General features: G+C 60.8%; 1 protein-coding gene. It reads left to right on the top strand.

Translation table 11 applies throughout. The features are described from left to right. A partial coding sequence (locus AF337_RS27200) for a hypothetical protein (protein ID WP_152971207.1) occupies positions 1-309 on the top strand: 309 nt, incomplete at both ends.

Below are 309 nucleotides of genomic sequence, written 5' to 3' on the forward strand. Positions count from 1 at the left end.
ATGTCGCGGAGATCACGCTTGCGCCGCTTACAAAAGGCCATCTCCGGCAGTTGATCGCGGATGCGCTCCACTGTCAGCCCGATCGTGCGGCCCCGCTCGCACAAATGATGCACGACAAGACTGGCGGCAATCCGTTCTTCGTCCGTCAGTTTCTATTTTCGCTCGCCGAGGAGGGAATGCTCACCTTCGATCATGACGCGGCATGCTGGTCCTGGGATCTCGGTCGCATTCACGCCAAGGGATACACCGACAACGTCGTGCACCTCATGGTCGGCAAGCTCGCGCGCCAGTCGCTCGAAACGCGGGAGG

Origin of the sequence: Rhizobium ecuadorense, from assembly GCF_001187535.1 — a bacterium.
In the GTDB taxonomy this organism is placed as follows: Bacteria; Pseudomonadota; Alphaproteobacteria; order Rhizobiales; family Rhizobiaceae; genus Rhizobium; species Rhizobium ecuadorense.